The sequence below is a fragment of the Actinomadura formosensis NBRC 14204 genome, from assembly GCF_001552155.1.
GTDB lineage: Bacteria > Actinomycetota > Actinomycetes > Streptosporangiales > Streptosporangiaceae > Spirillospora > Spirillospora formosensis.
This window is the reverse complement of record NZ_BCQQ01000213.1, coordinates 1-5,897: the sequence shown is the minus strand read 5'-3', so window position 1 is coordinate 5,897 and position 5,897 is coordinate 1. Positions and strand designations below refer to the sequence as shown.

Here is a 5,897-nt window from a genome sequence, read left to right as displayed (position 1 = left end):
CGGCGGCGGAGGCGGCCAGCAGGTGCCGCGCGAAGATCGCGGCCCGGCGGCGGCGCGGCACCCGCGCCCGCGCGGTCAGCACGTCGTGGCCGGCCGCGGCGATCTCGTCCAGGATGCCGCCGTACAGTTCGTACGCGGCGCGGATGCACGGGCGGGAGGACGGCGCCAGCAACTCCATGCCGCCGAGGGCGCGGCGGTAGTGGTCGCGGGCGCGGTCGGCCTCGAAGGCCACCAGGTCGCGCAGTGCCGGCGTACGGCCGTCGCCGCGGAGGTCGTCCTCGGTCACCCCGAACTTGGCGAGGTCCTTCTGCGGCAGGTAGACGCGGCCGCGGGCCAGGTCCTCGGCGACGTCCCGCAGGAAGTTCGTCAGCTGGAACGCCCGCCCGAGTTCGCGGGCGGGCTCGCGGGCGAGCCGCCCGGCGCCCGGCACCGTCTCCAGGACGGGAAGCATCATCAGGCCGATGGCGGCGGCCGACCCCTCCATGTACCCCAGCAGGTCTTCGTAGGTCTCGTACCGGGTGACGGTGAGGTCGGAGCGCATGGACCGCAGGAAGACGCCGATGTCGCCGCGCTCGATGCCGAAGGAGCGGACGGTGTGCACGAAGGCGGGCAGCACCGGGTCCTGGATCGCCTCGCCCGCCAGGCTCGCGCTCAGCCGCCGGGCCACCTCGTCGAGCGCCTTCGCCCGCCCGGCGGTGTCCGGGGCCGTCGCGCCGAACGCGTCCACGATGTCGTCCACGTGACGTGTGAAGCCGTACAGCGCGTGCACGTGCCTGCGCTTCCACGCCGGCAGCAGCAGTGTGGCCAGGTAGAACGAGCGGCCATGGCGGGCGTTGAGGCGGCGGCAGTGCTCGTAGCTCGCGGTCAGCGTCATCGGCGGCCTTCCAGGACGCGGGCGGCGGCGAGCCGCCCGGAGATCAGAGCCGGTGGGACGCCCACGCCGGGCGCGGTGTACATCCCCGCGAAGTGCAGCCCGGGGACGCGGCGGCTGCGGCCGGCGGGCCGGAACCAGGCCGTCTGGCGGAACCGGTGGTCCAGGGCGAACGGCGTGCCCGCCGAGTGGCCGAGGCGCGTCCAGGCCGGCGGGTCGAAGGTCAGCCGGGGCGCCGCCGACAGGTCGCCGTACCCCAGGTCGGACAGGCGGCCGAGCAGGCGCTGCTCCAGCCGCGGCGCGAGACGGTCCCAGCCGTCCGCGCTCACCGTGTTCGGGACGGGTTCCAGGACGCTCAACGTGGAGTGACCGGCCGGCGCGGCGGTGCCGTCCGCCTCGGGACAGGTGACCAGCAGATTCGGGTCGGGCTGCGGCCGCCCGGACGCCAGCGCCGCGAAGGCGCCGGCCCACTCCCGGCCGAAGTGCAGCGTGTGGTGCGCCCGGCCGGCCGGCCGATGGTCGAGCCCGAAGTGCATGACCAGGCAGGACGGCGAGTAGCGCGGACGGCGCAGCCGCCAGTCGCCCGCCCCGTCGGGCAGCAGCCCCCGGTGGGCCCGGACCAGGTCGCAGGCGACGACGACCGCCCCGGCGGTGAGCCGCTCGCCGCCCTCCAGCCGGACCGCCGCCACCCCGGCCGCGTTCGTCTCGACCCGTTCGGCGCGCACGCCGTACCTGATGGCGGCGCCCGCCTTCGCCGCGACGGCGGCCAGGGCCCGGGGGATGGCGTGCATCCCGCCGGCCGCGGGGAAGTACACCCCGCCGACCGTGTCCATGTGCGCGACGACCGCGTAGATGGCCAGTGCCCTGTCGGGAGGAAGCCCGACGTACAGCGCCTGGAACGTGTGCGCCTTGACGAGCCGCTCGTCGGTCAGTTGACCCGCCACGAACCGGTCCAGGCGCCGGAACCCGCCCGCCGCCGCCAGCCTGAGCAGCGCGAGGGGACGGGCCATGCTCCGCAGCCGGGTCATGTCCGCGTCGATGAACGACGACCATTCGGCCTCGAACATCGCGCTCAGCCGCCGCCGGAACCGCAGGTACCGGGCGGCTTCGGCGGGCCCGCACAGGGCGCGGACGTTCTCCGCCATCCGCTGCGCGCCCGCCACCACGTCCAGCCGTGAGCCGTCGTGGAAGGACAGCCGGTAGAACGGGTCCAGCCGCCGCAGCGGCAGCAGGCCGTCCATGTCCTCGCCGGCCGCGCCGAACGTGTCCGCCAGCACCTCCGGCATGGTCAGCACCGAGGGGCCCGTGTCGAACCGGTAGGGACCGGCGTGCGCCGATCCGCAGCATCCTCCCGGCTCGTCACGGGCCTCGACCACCACGACCTCACGGCCCCCCGCCGCGAGATGGATCGCCGCCGACAGCCCGGACAGACCCGCCCCGATCACGACGACCGGATCCCCGGCGGCCATCAGCGCCCTCCGCGCGAGCCGCGCACACGATGTCGGGAGTGCACTGTTCCTCCATCGTCGTCCGAAAGGTTTCGCACGTTCTTCGGACCTCGGTGGCCGGCCGGTTGCATCGCGCTCGGAGACCGCTTCCGGACCGTGCCGCGGCTACCGCATCGCGGCGGCTCGCGACGTGGCGGCCCTCTCCTCCGTCTGGGCGCGGTGTTCGGCCGCCTCCTTCTTGTACTCGTCCCGCGTTTCCTCCATGCGCAGGGCGAGGCCCATGGCGAAGAAGGTCGGGGCCCATTCGCCGATGAAGATGCCCCACCGGTCGGCACGTTCCAGGCCCGCGTCCTCCAGCCGGTTGGACGCCGCCCACGCGGCGAACGCCAGGCCGACCGAGCCGATGCCCGCCGTGTACATGAAGTTGGACTTGATGCCCCACTTGTGCAGTGTGCTGATCATTTTCCCCCTTGATCGGTCGCCCCGTACCCGCCCCTGATCTGCGCAAGCGCGCGTTTGAGGGATCTTTGCCCACCCCGCACCGGCGGGCGGATCACCGCCGGGGGCCGAGTGACCGCCGGTGTGGCGGGCATGGTGCCCCTCGGATGCGGCCACTGCGGAAGGCGGGGAGGGCGGATGTCCGATGCCGTGATCATCGTGGGCGCGGGGCTGGCCGGGCTGGCCTGCGCGGTCCGGCTGCACGAGGCCGGCGTGCCGGTGCGGGTGCTGGAGACGTCGGACGCGGTCGGCGGCCGGGTGCGGACCGACATCGTCGAGGGCTTCCGTCTCGACCGCGGGTTCCAGGTCTTCAACACCGCCTACCCGGAGGCCCGGCGCGTCCTCGACCTCAAGGCCCTGGACCTGCGGCCGTTCGCCTCCGGCCTGCTGGTCTTCCATGAGGGACGGCGTGACCGCGTGATGCTCCCGTGGCGGCATCCCGGGCACGCGCTGAGCGGTGCCCTCGCCGATGTCGGGTCTGTCCGGGACAAGGCCGCGCTGGCCGCGATGACCGCCCGCGACCTGACCGTCCCGGGCTCCTGGATACGGGACGGTGCCGAACGCGACACGGCCGCGGAACTGCGCCACTGGGGCATCTCGGACGAGATGATCGAGAAGCTGCTGCGCCCGTTCCTGGCCGGTGTGCTGCTGGAACGGGAACTGGAGACCTCCAGCCGGTTCTTCCACCTGGTCTGGCGGTCCTTCGCACGTGGCACCATCGGCGTCCCCGCGCTGGGCATGGGCCGGATACCCGAACAGCTCGCGGCCCGGCTCCCGGACGGGGCGGTGTCCCTCGGCACCGCCGTCCGGGAGGTCACCGGCGACGGGGTGGAGACCGTCGACGGTGAGGCGATCAAGGCCGGCGCCGTGGTCGTCGCCACCGATCCCGTCCGCGCGGCCGCGCTCGTACCCGAGATCGAGGCACCGGTGATGCGCTCGGTCACGACGTTCTACCACGCGGCCCCGGAGTCTCCGCTGGAGGAGCCCGTCCAGATCATCGACGCCGAGGGCGTCATCACCGACACGCTCGTCCTCACCGACGCGGCCCCCGAGTACTCCCCGGACGACCGCGCTCTCATCTCGACGTCCGTGCTCGGCATCAACGTCCACGAGAGCCGGGTGCGCGGCCGGCTGAACGAGATCTACGGCGACACCTCGGCGTGGCGGCTCCTCGCCTCCTACCCGGTCAAGGTCGCCCTCCCGGCGATGCCGCCGCCCCTGCCGCTGCGGCGCCCGGTGCGGATGCGCGCCGGACGCTACGTCTGCGGCGACCACCGCGACACCGGCTCCATCCAGGGCGCGCTGGTGTCGGGACGGCGGGCCGCCGAAGCCGTCCTGGCCGATCTGCCCTGAGCGATTGGCCGGGGGCGGCTCGCCGGTGCCGCCGGGTCACGGCCCGCTCGCCGGACGGTCGGGGTCGGTGATGGGCGGCGGGTAGCCGAGGCCGCGTCTGCGGGCGGCGGGCAGAGTCCAGGGGCGGTGGACGCCGGACCGCTCGATGCCGGCGAGTTCGGGCACGTACCTGCGGACGTAGTCGCCGCCCGGGTCGAACCGGGACGCCTGCCGGAGCGGATTCATGACCTGGCCGGGCCGGGTGCTGTTGCCGGTGCCCGCCACCCACTGCCAGTTGCCCGCGTTGTCGGCGATGTCGCCGTCGGCGAGCCAGTCGCCGAAGTGGCGCAGGCCGGCCCGCCAGTCGATGCCGAGGTGGCGGGTCAGGAACGTGGCGGTGATCAGGCGTGCGCGGTTGTGCATGAAGCCCTCGGCGCGCAGCTGGCGCATTCCGGCGTCGACGATCGGGATGCCGGTCATGCCGTCCCGCCAGGCGTCGAGGGCGTCCCGGTCCCGGTTCCAGCGCCGGCCGCGCGGCCGGTAGTCGCTCCGGGGCAGCGCGGGGAAGGCGGCGGCGACCTGGTGGTGGAAATCGCGCCACGCGAGCTGGCGCCGGAACCCCTCCGGGCCCGCCGCGGCCAGTTCCAGCGGCGAGAGGCAGCCGAACTTCAGGTAGGGGCTGAGCCGGGAGGTGCGGTCGGCGGCGAGATCGTCGCGGACGTGCTCGTAGTCCGCGGCGTCGTCGCGCAGCCATGCCGCCAGGCGGGCGCGTCCCGCCCTCTCACCGCCGGGCGCGAGGCCGGGGGACGGCGAGCCCGGTACCGGATCGGCCGGCGGCCGGCCGGGTTCGACGCCGGGCGGCAGGCGCATCCTCCCGGGGGTCTTCGCGGCCGGACGCCGGCGGGCCGCGTCCCAGGCCCGCCAGTAGGGGGTGAACACCCGGTAGTGGTCGCCGTTCGCCGGGGTCAGGTCTCCGGGTGGCACGACCGTGATGCCGGGAAGCGCCGACACGTCCAGCCCCAGCCCGCGGAGACCGGCGAGGCGCCGTGTCCCGTACGCCGACCGCTCGTCGGCGAGGAAGAGCGAGCGGGCGCCGGTGTCCCCGGCCAGGCGGGCGACCTCCGCCACCGGATCGCCCCGCCGCACCACCAGATCGCCGCCCAGCTCACGGAGCGACCGCCGGAGGTCGGCGACGCTCTCCCGGAGGAAGCGGACGCGGTTGGCCGCGGCGAACGGCCCGGTCAGGATCGCGTCGTCGAAGACGAAGACCGGGACGACGCGCTCGGCCTCGCACGCGGCGGCCAGGGCGGGATTGTCGCGCACGCGCAGATCACGGGTGAACAACATGATCGAGGTGCTCATCATCGGGTCTTCGGAGCGGCACCGGCGGCCGGTTGCCGCCGGGATGAAACCGGCGCGCGGAGTTCCGGCGAAGACCTGGTAGATCGTACGCTTTGCGATCCGGGAAGCGGCGGAGGAGAGCGGGCGCATGGACGGGGCGGCGGGCCGGGAGGCCGGGCTGGGCGTGGGCGCGGTGGCGCAGCGCCTCGGCGTGGCGCCGTCCACCCTGCGCACCTGGGACCGCCGGTACGGCATCGGCCCGAGCGGACGCAGCCCCGGCGGCCACCGCCGCTACACGCCCGCCGACATGGCGCGGCTGGAGGCCATGCAGCGGCAGATCCTGTCCGGTGCGCCGCCGGGCGAGGCGGCGCGGTTCGCGCTGGGCGTGCCCGCGGGCGCGCCGCCGC

6 protein-coding genes are annotated in these 5,897 nt (G+C 74.7%); 2 read left to right on the top strand and 4 right to left on the bottom strand.

Annotated elements, in window-relative coordinates; genetic code table 11:
* The 3 genes from AF1_RS31455 to AF1_RS31445 all read right to left on the bottom strand — a co-directional run.
* Window positions 1–874: phytoene/squalene synthase family protein (locus AF1_RS31455; protein WP_067807732.1), on the bottom strand; the 874-nt coding region annotated here is incomplete at its 3' end.
* Complete coding sequence (crtI, locus tag AF1_RS31450; RefSeq protein ID WP_067807727.1) at window positions 871–2,340, bottom strand: phytoene desaturase family protein; 1,470 nt, start codon at window positions 2,338–2,340, stop codon at window positions 871–873. The genes crtI and AF1_RS31455, both read right to left, overlap by 4 nt.
* Window positions 2,341–2,484: 144 nt before the next feature.
* The gene (locus tag AF1_RS31445; RefSeq protein WP_067807724.1) at window positions 2,485–2,781 is read right to left on the bottom strand and encodes a hypothetical protein; all 297 of its coding nucleotides are present in this window, start codon (window positions 2,779–2,781) and stop codon (window positions 2,485–2,487) included.
* Window positions 2,782–2,955: 174 nt separating this feature from the next.
* Here AF1_RS31445 and AF1_RS31440 point away from each other — a divergent pair, with 174 nt between their 5' ends.
* Window positions 2,956–4,170, top strand: a complete 1,215-nt coding sequence (locus tag AF1_RS31440) for an NAD(P)/FAD-dependent oxidoreductase (RefSeq protein WP_067807721.1) — start codon at window positions 2,956–2,958, stop codon at window positions 4,168–4,170.
* Between the two features lie 36 nt (window positions 4,171–4,206).
* Here AF1_RS31440 and AF1_RS31435 read toward each other — a convergent pair whose 3' ends face one another.
* Entirely contained in the window at window positions 4,207–5,514 is a 1,308-nt protein-coding gene (locus tag AF1_RS31435) for a cryptochrome/photolyase family protein (RefSeq protein WP_067807718.1), read from the bottom strand.
* 124 nt (window positions 5,515–5,638) lie between these two features.
* On the opposite strand from AF1_RS31435, the gene AF1_RS31430 reads away from it, so the two are divergent.
* The coding region (locus tag AF1_RS31430) for a MerR family transcriptional regulator (protein WP_157419370.1) at window positions 5,639–5,897 on the top strand (259 nt) is incomplete at its 3' end.

Coding starts and splice junctions, on each gene's coding strand:
- crtI (WP_067807727.1), bottom strand. CDS start 2,340: ATGGCCGCCGGGGATCCGGTCGTCGTGATCGGGGCGGGTCTGTCCGGG.
- AF1_RS31445 (WP_067807724.1), bottom strand. CDS start 2,781: ATGATCAGCACACTGCACAAGTGGGGCATCAAGTCCAACTTCATGTAC.
- AF1_RS31440 (WP_067807721.1), top strand. CDS start 2,956: ATGTCCGATGCCGTGATCATCGTGGGCGCGGGGCTGGCCGGGCTGGCC.
- AF1_RS31435 (WP_067807718.1), bottom strand. CDS start 5,514: ATGATGAGCACCTCGATCATGTTGTTCACCCGTGATCTGCGCGTGCGC.